The organism is Stenotrophomonas sp. C3(2023), assembly GCF_032911385.1.
GTDB lineage: Bacteria > Pseudomonadota > Gammaproteobacteria > Xanthomonadales > Xanthomonadaceae > Stenotrophomonas.
The window spans coordinates 1-304 of sequence record NZ_JAWJLO010000014.1 but is presented as its reverse complement, the minus strand read 5'-3'; the positions used below and the strand labels follow the sequence as shown (position 1 = coordinate 304).

The 304-nt window shown below is 68.8% G+C and carries 1 protein-coding gene; it reads left to right on the top strand.

Annotation, left to right across the window (positions count from 1 at the left end; translation table 11 throughout):
• Window positions 1-304, top strand: a 304-nt coding sequence (locus RZA67_RS16405; protein WP_317214127.1) for a hypothetical protein, incomplete at both ends; no start/stop codon positions are given.

The window sequence follows — 304 nt, the reverse complement described above, 5'->3', positions numbered from 1 at the left end:
CCGGTGGCAGCACCCCGAGCGTGCTGCTCAATGATCTGTTCAACGGCTCGGCCATCGTGCCCGGCACCACGCCGGTGACCGCCTCGCTGGTCACCCCGGTGCCGGGTTACACCATGGCCGCTGACGGTGTGGTCACCGTGGCTGCAGGTACCACGCCTGCGGCAGTGACGCTGAGCTACCAGGTCTGCGAGAACGCCGCGCCGACCAACTGCGCCTCGTCCACTGCCGTGGTGGCAGTGAACCCGAATGCAGCCGATGACACCCTGTCTGCCGCCGCCGGTGCGACCACCGTGCTCGGTGTGCT